Below are 16,989 nucleotides of genomic sequence, written 5' to 3'. Positions count from 1 at the left end.
ATTTCACTAAATAAAGAGGAAATAAAACAAATAAAAATAAACAAACATTTGATTTTATCAATAATACAACAATTTATAAAAAAAATCAAAAACAATTGAATATCAAATATTTAATAAAAAATCACAATAAAAGGAAATAATATAATTTTGAAAACTTAACATAAAAAAATATTTCTGGTTTTGTAAAAAAAAATAAAGAAAAAGGCTTTAATAAAAACTTTATACCTTATTTATATCAAAAATCTGACATAAATTGAAAGTCTTATCATTAAAAAAGGTCTTAAGATGAGACTATCAAGGAAATTAAAAAAAAAAAACAGATTGAAAATTACTTTTCTATCTAAATAAAAAAGTAAGGTGACTTTAAAGCCACCTTACAATATATGAATATGTAATAATATTTTTAATTCAAATAAAACTCATATTTATTCAACAATTGAATTTCTTTAATCAAATCTCCGTTCAGATTCACAGAATGCTTCATCGATTGTACTTCGAGATGCTCATTATTCAAATCATCATCAAGATTTTTAATATAAAATTTCAGCTTTTGATTCCCTTGATTTCTTTCTAAAACTGTTCTGAAGAAAGTAAGATCTTCCGGTCGGAAATCCATCACATCCATCACCAAAGAAATACTTTTTGCAAATCTTTCAAATGCCTCCTGAAGTTCAATCACTTCATTCACATTCACAAAAACTCTTCCGTCTTTTACTTGGGCAAATTTTATCTTCAGAATAACAAAACGCTGAACCTCAAGCTTCTCTTTCAATTTCATATAATCACGATCTCCCAATCTGAAAGAATATGATCCCGAATAATCTTCCAACGTTACAAAAGCCACTTTTTCACCACTCCTGAAACCGTCTTTCACAACATATTCCGTAATCAGACCGGCAACCGTATATTCTTTTCCGCCACCGCCGTTTTCTCTTTCTTTTTGAAGTGTTTTCCAGTCCTTTTTCTTTTCTTCAAACAATTCTTCCTGTTTATTGGCAAAAGCCTGCTCTTTATAAGCATCAACCTCATCCAGATTTAGAAAATGAAAAACACCTTTGGGTTCCGCCCTTTTAGTAACCTCTTCTATAATTTCCACTTCTTCGCCGGCAATTATATCATCAGACACAATTTCTACCAGATCGGCTGTTTCGTCAACTGCATCCTGCTCCAAAAGCGGAACTTCATCTACAATTATTTTTTCTTCCTGATCCTTCTCTAACACGTTTTTCTTAGAAAGACTTCCCTGCATGAATTGAAATTGATACTTAAATTCATCCAACGGATGCGCAGAAAGATAGAATCCGATGGTTTCTTTTTCCTTATTAAGTTTATGCATATTTGGCCATTCCGGACAAGGCGCCAATTTTGGCTGTTCGATCTGAACTTCTTCCGCAAAATCAGCAAAAAGAGAATGCTCCATTTCATTTTTACTTTCCTGGAAGCTTTGTCCGTATCGAATCAGTCTTTCCAAATTCGTTCTTCCAGCCATATCAATATCGAAATACTGACCTCTGTGGAAAGAATCCAATTCGTCAAAAGCTCCTGCTACAACCAAACTTTCCGCCACTCTTTTATTCATTTGCGAAGGCAGAATTCTTTCAAAGAAATCATAAATATTTTTAAACCTTCCGTTGGCTCTTTCTCTTGTAATACCTTCACTCGGACCTTCACCAATTCCTTTGATAGCTCCCAAACCAAAACGGATCTGTCCTTTTTCGTTTACCGAGAATTTATATTGAGATTCATTCACATCCGGTCCCAAAACATCAACCCCCATACTTTTACAATCTTCCATGAACATGGTAATCGATTCGGTATTGTTAATGTTGTTACTCATTACACTCGCCATATATTCTGCCGGATAATTAGCCTTTAAGTAAGCTGTTTGATACGCAATAAATGCATAACATGTCGAGTGAGATTTGTTGAAAGCATATTCAGCAAAAGCTTTCCAGTCATTCCAGATTTTTTCTAAAGGACCTTCATCGAGATTATTTTTTCTTCCGCCTTCGATAAATTTCGGGTACATTTTATTCAGAACCTCAATCTGCTTTTTACCCATCGCTTTTCTCAAAGTATCGGCTTCACCTTTTGTAAAGTTGGCTAATTTTTGAGACAAAAGCATTACCTGCTCCTGATAAACGGTAATTCCGTAAGTTTCCTTTAAATATTCCTCTGTTTCCGGTAAATCGTAAACAATTTCTTCAATACCGTGTTTTCTGTTAATAAAGTTCGGAATATATTTAATCGGACCTGGTCGATAAAGGGCGTTCATGGCAATAAGATCGGCAAAAACCGTTGGCTTAAGCTCTCTCATGTACTTTTGCATTCCCGGACTTTCATATTGGAAAATCCCAACCGTTCTTCCTTCCTTAAATAATTGATACGTTTTAGTATCATCCAGCGGAATTGTATCTGGATCGATATCTAATCCATGCCTTACTTTTACTAATTTTAAAGCATCTTTAATAATGGTCAAGGTTCGAAGACCCAAAAAGTCCATCTTCAAAAGCCCCGCACTTTCCGCCACCGAGTTATCAAACTGAGACACCAAAATATCGGCATCTTTCGCCGCAATTGTCACCGGTACAAGATTACTAACGTCTTCAGGAGTAATAATTACACCACAAGCATGAATTCCAGTGTTTCTGATACAGCCTTCCATCTTTTTGGCACTCGCCAAAACTCCGTGACGCGCATCATCAGGCGTATTAAGAACATACCTCATCTCATCGACAAGCATCTGTTCTTCAGGTTTTAGCTTATCATATTTTGCTAAAGCTTTTGCAATATTCATCCCTGGACTTGGAGGAATTAGTTTAGCAATATTGTTGGTGTCAGGAATCGGAAGATCCAACACTCTTCCCGCATCTTTAATAGCAGATTTACCACCCAAAACTGAGTATGTAATAATCTGCGCAACCTGATTTTTACCATATTTTTCAACTACCCACTTGATAATTTTATCACGACCTTCATCATCAAAATCGATATCAATATCGGGCATGGAAATCCTTTCAGGATTCAAAAATCTCTCGAAAAGGAGGTCATATTTAATTGGGTCAACGTTGGTAATTCCTGTACAATAAGCAACGGCAGAACCTGCCGCAGAACCACGTCCCGGACCAACCCAAACGCCCATTTTTCTGGCTTCATTACAAAAATCCTGTACAATCAAAAAGTAACCAGGATAACCTGTATTGGCAACTACTTCAAGCTCAAAATCAAGGCGTTCTTTGATTTCAGGAGTAATTCCTGTCGCTTCATATCTTTTTTTCGCACCTTCATAAGTTAAATGAGTCAAATAAGCCATTTCACCACGTTTACCACCATCAATTTCATCTTCAGCATGAATAAACTGTTCCGGAATATCGAATTTTGGAAGTAGAACGTCTCTTTTTAAAGTATAAGGTTTGAATTTTGCCGTAAATTCTTCGTACGCATCAAAAGCATCAGGATAAGCCAGAAATGCTTCTTTTATTTCATGAGAATTTTTAATATAATATTCTCCGGTTGCCAATCCTCTTCTCTTTCCAAAACCTTTTCCTACAGGTGTAGTCAATTTTTCACCGTCTTTGATACAGCTTACAATATCCTGAATATTAGAATCATCTTTATTGGAATAAAAAGTTTCGTTTTGTGCTAATAGTTTAACATTATATTTATCTGCAAAATGCAATAAAACGTCATTTAAATGCTCTTCCTCAGGTAGTTTATGGTTTTGAATCTGAACATAAAAATCATCCTCAAAAGTATCTTTCCACCATTTGAAAAGCTCCTCCCCTTTTTGTTCACCAGTATTTAAAATTGCATCAGGAATATCCCCAAGAATTCCTGAAGTCAAAGCAATTAAACCTTCCTTATATTCAGCAATCAACTCTCGACTAATCCTTGGAACTCCAAAATAAAATCCTTTAAGAAAACCGATACTCGAAAGTTTTGCTAAATTTTTATATCCATTGAAATCCTTCGCCAGCAAAACAACCTGCGTTCTTCTGTCGGGATCATCTTTGGTGAACTGTTTCTGCTCGTAACGGTCTGAAATATAAAATTCACAACCAACCACAGGAATCAACGGTTCCGAAACCGGTTCTTCTTCATTAAATTCCGTTCCGTTTTCTTCTGCTTCCTGTTTTTTAGCTAAATATTCTTTATGCTTTTTTGCACGGTCACCGTTTGCACCTTCTATGGCAGAAACGAATTTAAAAGCACCCATCATATTTCCCAGATCTACCATTCCGACGGCTGGAAAATTATCATCAGTTGCTTTTTTAATTAAATCATTAATGCTTGAAGTCGCCGTTAACGTTGAAAAAACACTGTGATTATCAAAATTGAAATATCTTCCCAAATCGATATCATCAATACTTCCGACATCGGCTTGTTTTTTCTTATTATTAAAATCAGCAACCTGCCTTCTGATAACAATACTGAAAGGCTTTATCGGATCAGGATGAAGAGTTTTAAAATACGCCAACTGATCTTCTGAAGTTTTCAAAACCTCAGCCGGAATGATTCCGATACGCATCATTTCGAAGAAAACTTGAGCCGTTGCATTTACATCGGCTGCAGCGTTATGGGCTTCATCAAATTTATGACCGTATAATTTTTCATACAACTCTTCCAGTTTCGGAGACTTGTATCTTCCGCCTCGACCTCCTCCAAGCTTACAATAATCCGTTCCCAAAATCATGGTATCGGCTCTTGGTTTTTCCTGAAGATTGTCTTTTATATTTTTTCGGTAAAATTCGGCTCCGACAATATTGTAATCAAACTCAACATTGTGCCCGGAAACGACTCTTACTTTTTCTAAAACTTTAGCAAATTCATTTAAAATTTCTTCAAGATCACGACCTTCCTCATTGGCAATTTTTGTTGTGATCCCGTGAATTCTTGCGGCATTGAAGGGAATATCATACCCTTCAGGTTTTATAATGTAATCCTGATTTTCTATTAAAGTTCCGTCATCATCATGCAACTGCCACGCAATCTGTACCATTCTTGGCCAGTTATCAGAGTCTGAAAGCGGAGCGTTGAAATTCTTTGGTAAACCTGTGGTTTCTGTGTCAAAAACTAAATACATGTAATTTTTTCTAGCTTTTAATTAAAAAGAGAATGTAAAGTTACTTCAATTTTTTGTCTTTTGAAATTAGTTTTTATAAATCTCTCCTAATCACAGTATATATATTTGGTAAGCATAATTTATGTTTTTAATTTTAATCCCAATTAAAACAACATGATAATCATTAAATTACCCAAAAACACTAACAATTGTTAGTGTTTTGTTTTTTTGTTTATCTTTGCTTCCTATGGAAAATACACTTCACGAGAAAGTTTCACAGGATATTTTGCTAAAGGCCTACAACCACATGATGCTTGCAAAGGCAATGGCAGACATTTATGAAGAGAACAGAAATGTTACAAAATACGTTCATAGTACATCAAGAGGTCACGAAGCTATTCAATTGGCGACAGCTTATCAGTTAAAAAAAGAAGACTGGATTTCTCCTTACTATAGAGACGAAAGTATACTTTTGGGAATCGGTTTCGAACCTTATCAATTGATGTTGCAGTTATTGGCAAAAGCAGATGATCCTTTTTCAGGAGGTAGATCTTATTATTCTCACCCTTCGAGCAGAGATGAAGACAAACCAAAAATCATTCATCAAAGTTCAGCAACAGGAATGCAGACCATTCCGACGGCGGGAGTTGCTCAAGGGATAAAATATATTCAGGACTTTAATTTACAGCAATTTGAAAACAATCCGGTTGTAATTTGCAGTCTTGGAGACAATTCCGTAACGGAAGGTGAAGTGAGTGAAGCACTTCAGTTTTCAGCTTTACACCAACTTCCTATTATTTTCCTGGTTCAGGATAATGAATGGGGAATTTCTGTAACAAAAGAAGAAGCAAGAACTTGTGATGCTTACGATTTCGTAGCTGGATTTACAGGCTTAAGCAGAATGAGAGTCGACGGAACAGATTTCATTGAAAGCTTCGAAGTGATGAAAAAAGCTGTTGATTTTGTACGAACAGAAAGAAAACCTTTGGTTGTTTGTGCAAAAACAGTTTTAATTGGCCATCATACTTCAGGGGTAAGAAGAGAATTTTACAGAGACGAGGAAGATTTAACCAAACACAGAGCAAAAGATCCGGGAGAAATCCTTAGAAATCAATTGCTTGATGCGGGAGTTGATGAAGAATTACTAAAGCAAATCACTAAAAAAGCCCGTCTTGAAGCTGAAGAAGCATTCGAAAGAGCTCAAAAAGCCGAAGATCCAAAGCCTGAAACAGTGATGCAACATATTTTCGCTCCAACTTCGATTACGGAAGAAGTTGGAACACGCGAACCAGAAGGCGGAGAAAAAATTGTAATGGTTGATGCAGCCATTCACGCAATTCAAGAGATCATGTGGAAGCATCCGGAAGCACTTCTTTACGGACAGGATGTGGGTGAAAGAATTGGTGGAGTTTTCCGTGAAACGGTAACTTTAGGAAAGAAATTCGGAAGTAAGAGAGTTTTCAATACGGCAATTCAGGAAGCGTATATTATTGGTTCTACGACAGGCATGAGCGCAGTTGGTTTAAAACCAATTGTTGAAGTACAGTTTGCAGATTATATTTATCCGGGAATCAATCAGTTGATTACGGAAATTTCAAAATCAAGTTATTTAAGTCAGGGTAAATTCCCTGTGAGTAATATTATTCGTGTTCCGATCGGAGCTTACGGTGGCGGCGGACCTTACCACAGCGGAAGTGTTGAAAGCATTTTAGCAAATATTAAAGGTATAAAAATCGCTTATCCAAGTAATGCAGCAGATTTTAAAGGTTTATTGAAAGCAGCTTATTACGATCCAAATCCGGTTGTAATGTTGGAGCATAAAGGTTTGTATTGGAGCAAAGTTCCAGGAACGGAAGATGCAAAAACGATTGAACCAGCAGAAGATTATATTTTACCTTTCGGAAAAGGAAAAGTAATCATCGAAGCAGATAAAGAAGAAACTGAAAAAGGCAGAACTTTATTGGTGGTAACTTATGGAATGGGCGTTTATTGGGCAAAAGAAGCCGCAAAAAACTTTAACGGAAGAGTTGAAGTAATTGACTTGAGAACATTAATTCCTCTTGATGAAGAATTGGTTTTCGAAAGAGTAAAAGCTCATGGAAAATGTATCGTTCTAACGGAGGAACAATTGAACAATTCATTTGCAGAAGCATTCGCGCACAGAATTTCTAAGAATTGTTTTAAATATCTTGATGCTCCGGTAGAAACTATAGGATCTTTGGATACTCCTGCAGTTCCTATCAACTTAGTTCTGGAAAAAGAAATGCTTCCGAACGCTGAAAAACTTTCTGCAAAAATTGAAGAAATGCTGAAATATTAATTCAGACAAAAAATAAATAAGACCTCTAAAATATTTTAGAGGTTTTTTTTGTGTCTATTTGTTAATTTTTAATAACTTGGATTACAAATTTCAGGAACACTCATGATTACTACAAAATACATCAATTACAAACAAGTTTTGAACTTATCGGGAATTCACTTGATCTGGATTTCCATCTGGTGTACATTAATTACATTTTTATTTCACTTTTTTCATTGGGAATGGATGATCATTCCTTGGGTTCCTGTTGCATTGATCGGTACTGCGGAAGCTTTTTTAGTCGGTTTTAAAAATAATCAGGCGTATGACAGATTGTGGGAAGCCAGAAAAATATGGGGTGGAATTGTGAATTCAAGCAGAGCTTTTGCTTCAATGATTTACGCTTTTGATACTAAAAATGAAGAAGTCGGAGCTTTTGATCTTGAAGACCGAAGAAAGAAAATTGTATATCGTCATATTGCGTGGCTTTATCAATTTCGGGAACAGCTTTTGGTTCCTACGGAATGGGAGCATATTAAAGCAGAAGAAGAGCATTCCCATCATATCAATCACAAACGAAACAGATTGATTAAAGCAGGGTTTCCGGACTATGGAAGAACACCTATTTTCCTTAATAAATATCTTTCGGAAGAAGAAGTTGAACTTCAATCTCATTATAAAAATTTTGCAACTTATTTAGTTTCACAGCAGGCAAAAGATGTGAATGATTTAAAAAATATCGGAGCTATTTCGGATTTCAATCAGACACAACTACAGACTTGTTTGAATGAATTCTACGGTTTTCAGGGACAGGCTGAAAGAATTAAGAAATTCCCTTCTCCTAGACAGTTTGCGAGTACAGCTTTTGTTTTCAATGTTCTTTTTATCATGTTGCTTCCGCTTGGTTTAGTGAGTGAATTTGCCAAATTGGGCGATTGGGGAATCTGGACTTCTATCCCGTTCTGTATTACAATCGGCTGGATTTACATTATCATGGAATTGGTTGGAGATTATTCAGAAAATCCATTTGCAGGATTAATGTTTGACGTTCCGATACTTTCTATCTGCAGAACGATCGAAATTGATCTCTTACAAATGGCAGGAGAAACAGATCTTCCGGATCCGATTGCTTCTAAAAATGGAGTTTTAGTTTAAAAAAAGGACTATGCAAAAATTAATAACTATTTTTTTAATATTTATAAGTTTAAAAATATTTTCTCAGACTTATAAACTATATCAAACAGATAACATTCATAACCAATTAAAGCTAAATACTAAAACTGGTGAAATTTATCAAGTCCAAGATGATGGACAAACTTTTATAGTTAAAGAAGTGATTACTCCAAATAATAACAAACCTAATAGATATAAATTATATAAAACAACAAATATTTGGACTTATATACTTGTTGATCAATTTTCAGGAAAACTTTGGCAATGTCAATATAGCATAAAAGGATCCGATTATATATCTTCATGGATAATAAATGCCGAAGAACTTTCTGAAACTGAAACTAATAAATTTACAATTCAACCTCTTACGAGTATGTATCAGTTTTATCTTATAAATGATGAAAATGGAGAAATGTGGAAGTTTCAATGGACAACCAAAGGCGATGATTATCGTTGGATTCAAAAACAGTAAAATTTACAAAACAATCGCCGTAGTATTTTTAACCTCAGAGATCATAAAAGAACTGTGGGTACTTGCAATATGCTGCAAAGTCGTCAATTTTGACAACATAAAATTGCGGTAATCCTCCATATCTTTTACCCCGATTTTTAAGATATAATCATAATCTCCACTTACATGAAAACACTCTGTAACTTCCTGTAAATTCATCACTTCTTTTTCAAATTGAAGAACATATTCTTTTTTATGCTGTGTTAATTTCACATGACAAAGCACAATAAAATCTCTGTTGATTTTATGCCGGTCGAGAATTGCAACATATTTGGAAATCACACCTGTATTTTCCATTTTTTTAATGCGTTCATAAACAGCAGTAACAGATAAACCTAGCTTATAAGACAGTTCTTTGGTAGTTTGTTTGGAATCTTCCTGCAAAAAAAGAAGCAGTTTTTTATCAATTTCATCGAAGCTCATAGATAAATTTTTGTTAAATGTTTATGATTTTCAAATATAATAAACTTTTATTCTTTTAAATTAATTTCAACTAGATTTATATTCTATTAAATCAATTTTATGTTGTAATCATTATTAAACTTATTCATATTTATCGCAGAAAAATCTAAGTACAATATGAAAGACTTTAATGCAGCCAACGAAATATATTTCGGTGAATTTGGTGGAGTAAATCCATCAATTTCAGACAGTTCAACATATACTTTTCTTTCTGCAAAAACAATGTTTGATACATTTGAAGGAAATGCAGAAGGATGTTATTTATATTCAAGACATTCATCCCCAATGAATCTGTATCTTTCACAGGCATTAGCCAAACTGGAAAATACAGAAACTGCAAACGTTACTGCATCGGGAATGGGAGCAATAACTTCTGTTCTTATGCAGGTTTGTAAAAGCGGAGATCACATTATTTCCAGCAGAACAATTTACGGTGGAACGTATGCTTTTATGAAAAATTTTCTTCCTCCATTTAATATCAAAACAACTTTCGTAGATATCAATAATTTTGAATCTATCGAAAATTCAATCAATGAAAACACAAAAATTATATATTGTGAAAGTGTAAGCAACCCGCTTTTGGAGGTTGCAGATTTGAGAAAGTTATCAGAGATCTGTAAAAAACACAACTTAAAACTGATCGTTGATAATACTTTCTCACCACTTTCCATCTCTCCGACTTTGTTGGGAGCGGATATTGTAATCCATTCATTAACGAAATTTATTAACGGAAGCAGCGATACGGTAGGCGGTGTTTACTGTGGAACTCAGGAATTTATTAATGATACCAAAAACGTAAATAATGGAGCTTGTATGTTATTAGGTCCGACAATGGATAGTTTTCGTTCAGCAAGTATTCTGAAAAATCTTAGAACGCTTCACATTAGAATGAAGCAACACAGCTACAACGCAATGTATTTGGCGGAAAGATTTGAACAGGACGGACTAAAGGTTTCTTATCCCGGATTAAAATCCCACAAAAACCACGAATTAATGAAAAGTATGATGCATGAAGAATACGGATTCGGTGGATTATTAACTTTAGACGCAGGAACGACCGACAAAGCCAATGAATTAATGGAATTGATGCAGCAGGAAAACTTAGGTTATTTAGCGGTAAGTTTAGGATTTTACAAAACTTTATTCTCTTGCTCAGGAAGCTCAACATCTTCTGAAATTCCGGAAGAAGAACGTGCCACAATGGGAATTTCCGACGGATTGATCAGATTCTCAATTGGTCTGGATCATGATATCATACGAACCTACGAAAAGATGAAGGAATGCATGGTAAAAACAGGCGTTCTCAACCATGAAACCATCTCTATATTCTAATTATTGTTAATAAAAGCTGTTGTGATTCGACAGCTTTTGTTTTACATTAATTTTTATGAAAATGCTTCGGGAAGGCATCTTCCGGTTTCATTCTGAAAATATTTAATAAAATCCATGATTTTAAGAAACCATAACCATAAGAAAACATTTGAATATAGGTGGAAATTACTGCCATTCCTGCAATACTTGCGTTTTTAGTCATAATTAATGCGTGGAACAACACCATAAAAGTGTACAATCCGTAAAAAACCAAAATAATTCCTTTTCCCAGAATAAAATATTCTAAAAACCCCATTACATATCCTAATAGAAATAAGGTCGGAAATGCAAATGAAATTTTCACATAATTTGGATGTCTTTGATTCAAAATCGGTCTTGCACAACCAAACTGATAGACTTGTTTTGAAAACTTTCCAAAATCTACTCTGCGTTTGTGATAGACTGCAATAGTATCAAAAAATGCCGTCGTAAAGCCATTTTCCCAAAGGGTCATTGATAAATCAGGATCCTCTCCTATTCTCATTTCAGAAAATCCACCAACTTTTTCGAAAACCTCCTTTTTCACACCCATATTAAAACTTCTGGGCTGAAATTTTGAAACTGCTTTTTTATTTCCTCGGATTCCTCCTGTTGTGAAAACCGAAGTCATAGAATAGGAAATTGCTTTCTGCATCAGGTTGAAACCTTTATGTGCTTTATCGGCACCACCAAAGGCATCACAAGGGATTTCCACAATGCCTTTTTTAATATTTCCGATATAATCTTTCTCTACAATCACGTCGCTGTCTACAAAAACCAACCATTCATTTTGCGCTCTTCTGGCTCCGTAATTTCTTGACAAGCCAGGTCCTGAATTATCTTTTCTGAAATATTTTATCGTTAAAAATTCTTCAAATTTCGCAATCGTAGGTTTTAAATCGATTAAAGAACCATCATCTACAATAATGATTTCAAACCCTTTATCCGTCTGTGCAGTAAGAGAAGTCAGAAGCTCGAAAAGTTCGTCTTTACGATTAAAAATGGCAACGATAATGGAAATTGTAGGTTTCAAATCTGAAAATTTTTCAAAATTACTTATTCACGGATGAATGCGCAAACTTGTTTTGCTATAATTAAACGGAATGCACAAGAAAATAATATCCGAAATTTAAATTTATCTTTTTTGATACTTATTGCGCAATCCTTCGAGAACCTCAGGATGACATTGCTAATACTAAATTTTAATTAAATATAATTGGATAAATCGATTTAAATTCAAACTGAAACTTTAAACAAAACAATTTGGCATTTTAAACAAAATCAAAAATAGATACCCACTTTAACTTTGTCTCAGCAAAATTTTAAAACAATTTAAAAATGAGACTTAATCAATTACAACAGCCAATCAATTCAGGTTTTAATGCACAATCAACAACACAGGATGTTATCAAAGGAATTGATCTTTCGGGAAAAATAGTAATCGTTACAGGTGGTTATGCAGGAATTGGTCTTGAAACTACAAAAACTTTGACAAAAGCAGGAGCAACCGTGATCGTTCCGGCAAGAGATCTTGAAAAGGCAAAGAAAAATCTTAAAGGAATTGAAAACATTGAAATTGAAAAATTAGATCTAATTGATCCGAAATCTATCGATGCTTTTGCTGAAAAATTTCTTTCTTCGGGCAGAAAATTAGATTTATTAATTAACAATGCCGGAATTATGTGGGTTCCTTTGCAAAGAGACAGCCGCGGAATTGAGTCACAATTGGCAACGAATTATTTATCACAATTTCATCTTACCGCAAAATTATTTCCGGCACTGAAAAAAGCAGATACCGCAAGAGTAATCAGTGTTTCGTCTTACGGACATCAGATGTCGCCTTTTGATTTTGAAGATCTTAATTTTGAGAACAGAGAATATCAGACTTTGGCGGGTTACGGACAATCAAAAACAGCATGTAATTTATTCTCTGTTGCTTTGGATGAGAGAGCAAAAAAATTCAATATCAGAGCTTATTCTCTTCATCCCGGTTCTGTTTACGGAACAGATTTGGGGAGAGAAGAACCGATCGATTTATATATTCAGATGGGAACTCATGATAAAGACGGAAAAATAAAGCCTGAAGTAGAAGCCAAATTAAAAACGATTCCACAAGGTGCGGCAACAACGGTTTGGTGTGCGACAAGTCCGCTTCTTGAAAACATTGGCGGAGTCTATTGTGAAAATTGCGACATTGCAGAGATCGACAACGGGCAAATCGAGCACAGATATGATGAACCATCGACAATCAGAGGAGTTCAGCCTTATTCCATTGATGCTGAAAGTGCAGAAAACCTTTGGAAATTGAGCGAAGAAATGATTGGTATAAAATTCGACGTGAAATAATTTCTTTTAGTTAAATTTATCCTTGAAAATGATTCAATAATGGATTTTCATATTAAATATATCACTCCGGACATTAAACTTTCCACTTACGATGATAAACTCTTCAAAACGGAAACGGTTTTTGAATTCCATATGCTGGTTTGGTTTATTTCCGGAGAGACGAAAATTATTCAGGCTGATAAATCTTATCTTTTCAAAGCCGGAGATATTTTTCTAATTCCCAGAAATCATTTGGCGACGATCATCAATTATCCTAAAAACGGACTTCCGCATAAAGCTGTTGTAATGCACCTTACGAAAGAAAAATTAAAGGATTTTTATTCAAATATCGAAATTCCGGAGAAAAATATTCATCAAGAAGTCAAAATTCACAGTTTCGACAAACATCCTTTGTTAGAAAGTTGTCTGGCTTCTTTGATTCCTTATTTTGATATGAAAGATTCTTTTCCGGAAAATATTGCTTCCTTAAAAATCACAGAAGCAATAAGTATTTTAAGGGAAATTGATAAAAATATAGATTCTGTTTTGGCTGATTTTGAAGAACCCGGAAAAATTGATCTGGTGAATTTTATGGAGAAAAATTATATGTTTAATATGTCCTTGGAAAGATTCGGATATTTAACGGGAAGAAGTTTATCTACTTTTAATAGAGATTTTCGGAAGATTTTTCTCACGACACCTCAACGTTGGCTTACTCAAAAACGTTTAGAATTAGCCTATTATCATTTAATTGAAAAAAATAAAAAACCATCGGATGTTTTTATGGAGGTCGGTTTTGAAGATCTTTCGCATTTTTCTTTTGCTTTTAAGAAACAGTATGGTTTTGCACCGTCTCTTGTGAAGTAGAAATAAAGACTGCTACAAAATTAAGCAGTCTTTATTTGTCTCTTTTTTTATTAGATCCTCCAGAAAATATGAAATCTAAAAGATCAAGAATAATATCTATAAAGTCGAATGCATTCCAAGACATAATTTGAGTTTTGACAAAAATAAAAAACCTTCCGTAAAAAGGAAGGTTTTGATATTATTTTTCTTCTAGCTTATGTACTTTCTTCGTTCCCTCATACATCTCATACTGCAAAAATCTCGTTTCCAATTTCCCATTGAAAAGCTTGATTTTTCTTGACGGGCGAAGACCAATTTTCTTCACCGCTTCAAGATCAGAAGAAATCAGCCAAGCCAATGTGTTCGGATAATGAGTTTTGAAGGTATCTCCTATTTTCTTGTAGAAATCATCATCATTAATAGAAATTCTCTCATCATAAGGCGGATTGAAAACCATTAATAACGGGAAAAGTTCTTTTTTAGAATCAAAGAAATTCTGTCTTGTTACCTCGATAACATCTTCCATTTCAGCTGCTTCGATATTTGCTCTTGCAGCATTCAGCATTTTTCCATCGATATCGTAACCAACGATTTTTCCGTTAAACTCTCTTACACGATTGATTCTGAATTCTTTAATTGTTTTAAATAAATCAGCGTCATAATTTTTCCAGTTCTGGAAAGCAAATCCTCTTCTGAAAATCTGCGCCGGAAGATCCAGTGCAATCATTGCTGCTTCGATCAAAAGTGTTCCGGAACCGCACATCGGGTCAAGGAAGTTACCTTTTCCGTCCCAACCAGCCAGTTGAAGCATTCCGCTCGCCAAAACTTCGTTAATAGGTGCTTCTCCCTGTTCTCTTCTGTATCCTCTTTTAAACAAAGCATCACCCGAAGAATCCAAAGATATTGTTACCAATTCCCTATCGATATGAAGGTGAAATTTGATATCCGGATTTCTCGGCTCTACATTAGGACGCCTTTTAAATTTATCCTGAAAATAATCAACAATTGCATCTTTCATTTTCAAAGTCACGAATTGTGAATGCTTGAACGTTTCAGAATTTACCGTTGCATCGATCGCAAAAGATTGGTCAACATCCATGAACTGTTCCCATTCCATTTTAAAAAGCCTGTCATAAAACTGATGTTGATTGAAAGCCTTAAATTCATGAATCGGAACTAAAATTTTTAAAGCCGTTCTTGCAGAATAATTAATTTTATAAAGAAAGCCTAAATCACCTTCGCAATTTACCGCACGATTTTTAACCTCAACATTTCTTCCGCCCAATTTTTTGATCTCTTCAGCCAAAATTTGTTCTAATCCGAAGAAAGTTTTTATCTGAATCTGTATATTTTCTATATTCATTTTGCAAAAATAAACAATTTTAATTGTTGGTTGTCAGTTTATAGTTGATAGAAATCGTGGCAACTGATAAAAACCATCGGCAAACAACGATGAACTATCAGTCAAAAAACACTATTTTTGCATCATGGAATGGTTTGAATCTTGGTTTGATACACCTTATTATCACTTGCTTTACAGTAACAGAGACTATACAGAAGCGGAAAACTTCATTACAAAACTGACTGCAGATCTGCAGCTTCCGCCGAATTCTAAAATAATTGATCTGGCTTGCGGAAAAGGAAGACATTCCGTTTTTCTAAATAAACTAGGTTACGATGTTTTAGGGCTTGATCTTTCGAGACAAAGTATAGAATTTGATAAACAGTTTGAAAACCAGACCTTACTTTTCGATGTTCATGATATGAGAAACCCGATTGACGCTGATCCGATGGATGCAGTTTTCAATTTATTTACAAGCTTCGGATATTTTGACAATGAAAATGATGATAAAAAGGTTTTTCAGTCTGTTTACAATGTGCTAAAACCAGGAGGTTTTTTTGTTTTGGATTATCTTAATGAGGAATATGTAAGAAAAAATATCGTTCCTGAATCGTTAGTAAAAAGAGGAGATATAGAATTCAAAATTTGCAAAAAAATTGAAGGCAGACATATCGTTAAGGATATTCAATTCGAGGCGGATGGGAAATCTTATCATTTCTTCGAAAAAGTGAAGCTTCATACATTGGAAGCCATTAATTCTTACGCAACAGACTGCGGTTTCGAAAGAGTAAAAATTTGGGGAGACTATCAACTGAATGAATTTAATAAAGAAACAGCTTTACGTTGCATTAATTTATTTAAGAAAAAATAATGATAACAGTACTTTTACTGATTTTGAGTGTCGTTACAGGAGTATTTCTGGGAAAACATTTTGGTAAAAAAGAAAAACTGGCAAAAAATTTATTGATTCTAAGTGCCGGATTTCTGATTACGATCTGTCTGAATGAAGTATTTCCAGAGGTTTATAATTCTGAAGTTGGCAGCAATTTGGGGATTTTCGTCATTGGCGGAGTATTGCTTCAAATGATTTTGGAAGCTTTAACCAAAGGATTCGAACACGGACATTTTCATCATCACAGCGAACATAATATTCTTCCCGTTGCTTTAATGGTGGGACTTTTCATTCATGCATTTATCGAAGGAATTCCTTTGGCAAATGAAGAACATGAATTTTCACCTTATCTTTTAGGAATTGTATTTCACAACCTTCCTATTTCGTTTATTTTGGGAGCTTTTCTGTTTAACAGACATGGAGAATCCAAATCTACACCATCTTATCCGTCGTTATTGATCATCGCTTTATTTGCACTGGCTTCACCGATGGGAATGTTGTTAGGAAATTATTTTAATCCTGATCTACAACCTTATTTCTTAGCAATCGTAGGAGGTATTTTCTTACATATTTCTTCTGTGATTATTTTCGAAAGCAATAAGAATCACAACATCGACTGGATAAAAATCGGTCTGGTGATTTTGGGTGTTTCTCTGGCATTAATCATGCATCTTTTCCACAGCCATTCTCATGTGGGACATCAACATTAATTCAATTATATAAAAAA

At 34.5% G+C, this 16,989-nt stretch carries 12 protein-coding genes; 8 read left to right on the top strand and 4 right to left on the bottom strand.

Going from position 1 to position 16,989, the window contains the following annotated elements:
• Window positions 1–403 precede the first annotated feature (403 nt).
• Window positions 404–5,083, bottom strand: coding sequence for a DNA polymerase III subunit alpha (dnaE, locus tag ABD940_RS21600; RefSeq protein WP_345208437.1), 4,680 nt, complete (start codon window positions 5,081–5,083; stop codon window positions 404–406).
• 226 nt (window positions 5,084–5,309) lie between these two features.
• On the opposite strand from dnaE, the gene ABD940_RS21595 reads away from it, so the two are divergent.
• From ABD940_RS21595 to ABD940_RS21585, 3 genes are all read left to right on the top strand, one after another.
• Window positions 5,310–7,382, top strand: coding sequence for an alpha-ketoacid dehydrogenase subunit alpha/beta (locus ABD940_RS21595; RefSeq protein ID WP_345208435.1), 2,073 nt, complete (start codon window positions 5,310–5,312; stop codon window positions 7,380–7,382).
• Between the two features lie 102 nt (window positions 7,383–7,484).
• Window positions 7,485–8,516: a bestrophin family protein gene (locus ABD940_RS21590; protein WP_345208433.1), complete on the top strand. Its 1,032-nt coding sequence runs from the start codon at window positions 7,485–7,487 to the stop codon at window positions 8,514–8,516.
• 10 nt (window positions 8,517–8,526) lie between these two features.
• Entirely contained in the window at window positions 8,527–9,006 is a 480-nt protein-coding gene (locus tag ABD940_RS21585) for a hypothetical protein (protein WP_345208431.1), read from the top strand.
• A gap of 3 nt (window positions 9,007–9,009) precedes the next feature.
• On the opposite strand, the gene ABD940_RS21580 is transcribed toward ABD940_RS21585, so the two are convergent.
• Window positions 9,010–9,468 carry an Lrp/AsnC family transcriptional regulator gene (locus ABD940_RS21580; protein WP_345208429.1) on the bottom strand — a complete coding sequence of 153 codons (459 nt, stop codon included), beginning with the start codon at window positions 9,466–9,468 and terminating at the stop codon, window positions 9,010–9,012.
• Window positions 9,469–9,624: 156 nt separating this feature from the next.
• Between ABD940_RS21580 and ABD940_RS21575 the strand changes: the two genes are divergently transcribed.
• Window positions 9,625–10,839 carry an aminotransferase class I/II-fold pyridoxal phosphate-dependent enzyme gene (locus tag ABD940_RS21575; RefSeq protein WP_345208427.1) on the top strand — a complete coding sequence of 405 codons (1,215 nt, stop codon included), beginning with the start codon at window positions 9,625–9,627 and terminating at the stop codon, window positions 10,837–10,839.
• A 46-nt stretch (window positions 10,840–10,885) separates the two neighbouring features.
• Here the strand turns inward: ABD940_RS21575 and ABD940_RS21570 are convergent, their stop codons facing one another.
• Entirely contained in the window at window positions 10,886–11,890 is a 1,005-nt protein-coding gene (locus ABD940_RS21570) for a glycosyltransferase family 2 protein (protein WP_345208425.1), read from the bottom strand.
• A gap of 305 nt (window positions 11,891–12,195) precedes the next feature.
• Here ABD940_RS21570 and ABD940_RS21565 point away from each other — a divergent pair, with 305 nt between their 5' ends.
• Together ABD940_RS21565 and ABD940_RS21560 are read left to right on the top strand one after the other, a co-directional pair.
• Window positions 12,196–13,203, top strand: coding sequence for an SDR family NAD(P)-dependent oxidoreductase (locus ABD940_RS21565; RefSeq protein WP_345208423.1), 1,008 nt, complete (start codon window positions 12,196–12,198; stop codon window positions 13,201–13,203).
• A gap of 39 nt (window positions 13,204–13,242) precedes the next feature.
• Window positions 13,243–14,049, top strand: coding sequence for a helix-turn-helix domain-containing protein (locus ABD940_RS21560; RefSeq protein WP_345208421.1), 807 nt, complete (start codon window positions 13,243–13,245; stop codon window positions 14,047–14,049).
• A gap of 178 nt (window positions 14,050–14,227) precedes the next feature.
• Here the strand turns inward: ABD940_RS21560 and ABD940_RS21555 are convergent, their stop codons facing one another.
• Entirely contained in the window at window positions 14,228–15,391 is a 1,164-nt protein-coding gene (locus ABD940_RS21555; RefSeq protein WP_345208420.1) for a THUMP domain-containing class I SAM-dependent RNA methyltransferase, read from the bottom strand.
• Window positions 15,392–15,515: 124 nt separating this feature from the next.
• Between ABD940_RS21555 and ABD940_RS21550 the strand changes: the two genes are divergently transcribed.
• Together ABD940_RS21550 and ABD940_RS21545 are read left to right on the top strand one after the other, a co-directional pair.
• Complete coding sequence (locus ABD940_RS21550) at window positions 15,516–16,241, top strand: SAM-dependent methyltransferase (RefSeq protein WP_345208418.1); 726 nt, start codon at window positions 15,516–15,518, stop codon at window positions 16,239–16,241.
• A gap of 2 nt (window positions 16,242–16,243) precedes the next feature.
• Window positions 16,244–16,972, top strand: a complete 729-nt coding sequence (locus ABD940_RS21545) for a ZIP family metal transporter (protein WP_345208501.1) — start codon at window positions 16,244–16,246, stop codon at window positions 16,970–16,972.
• Window positions 16,973–16,989: the final 17 nt, after the last annotated feature.

The organism is Chryseobacterium ginsengisoli (genome assembly GCF_039542325.1).
Classification (GTDB): domain Bacteria; phylum Bacteroidota; class Bacteroidia; order Flavobacteriales; family Weeksellaceae; genus Chryseobacterium; species Chryseobacterium ginsengisoli.
The sequence above is the reverse complement of the archived record's forward strand: the minus strand, read 5'-3'. Positions and strand labels throughout refer to the sequence as shown.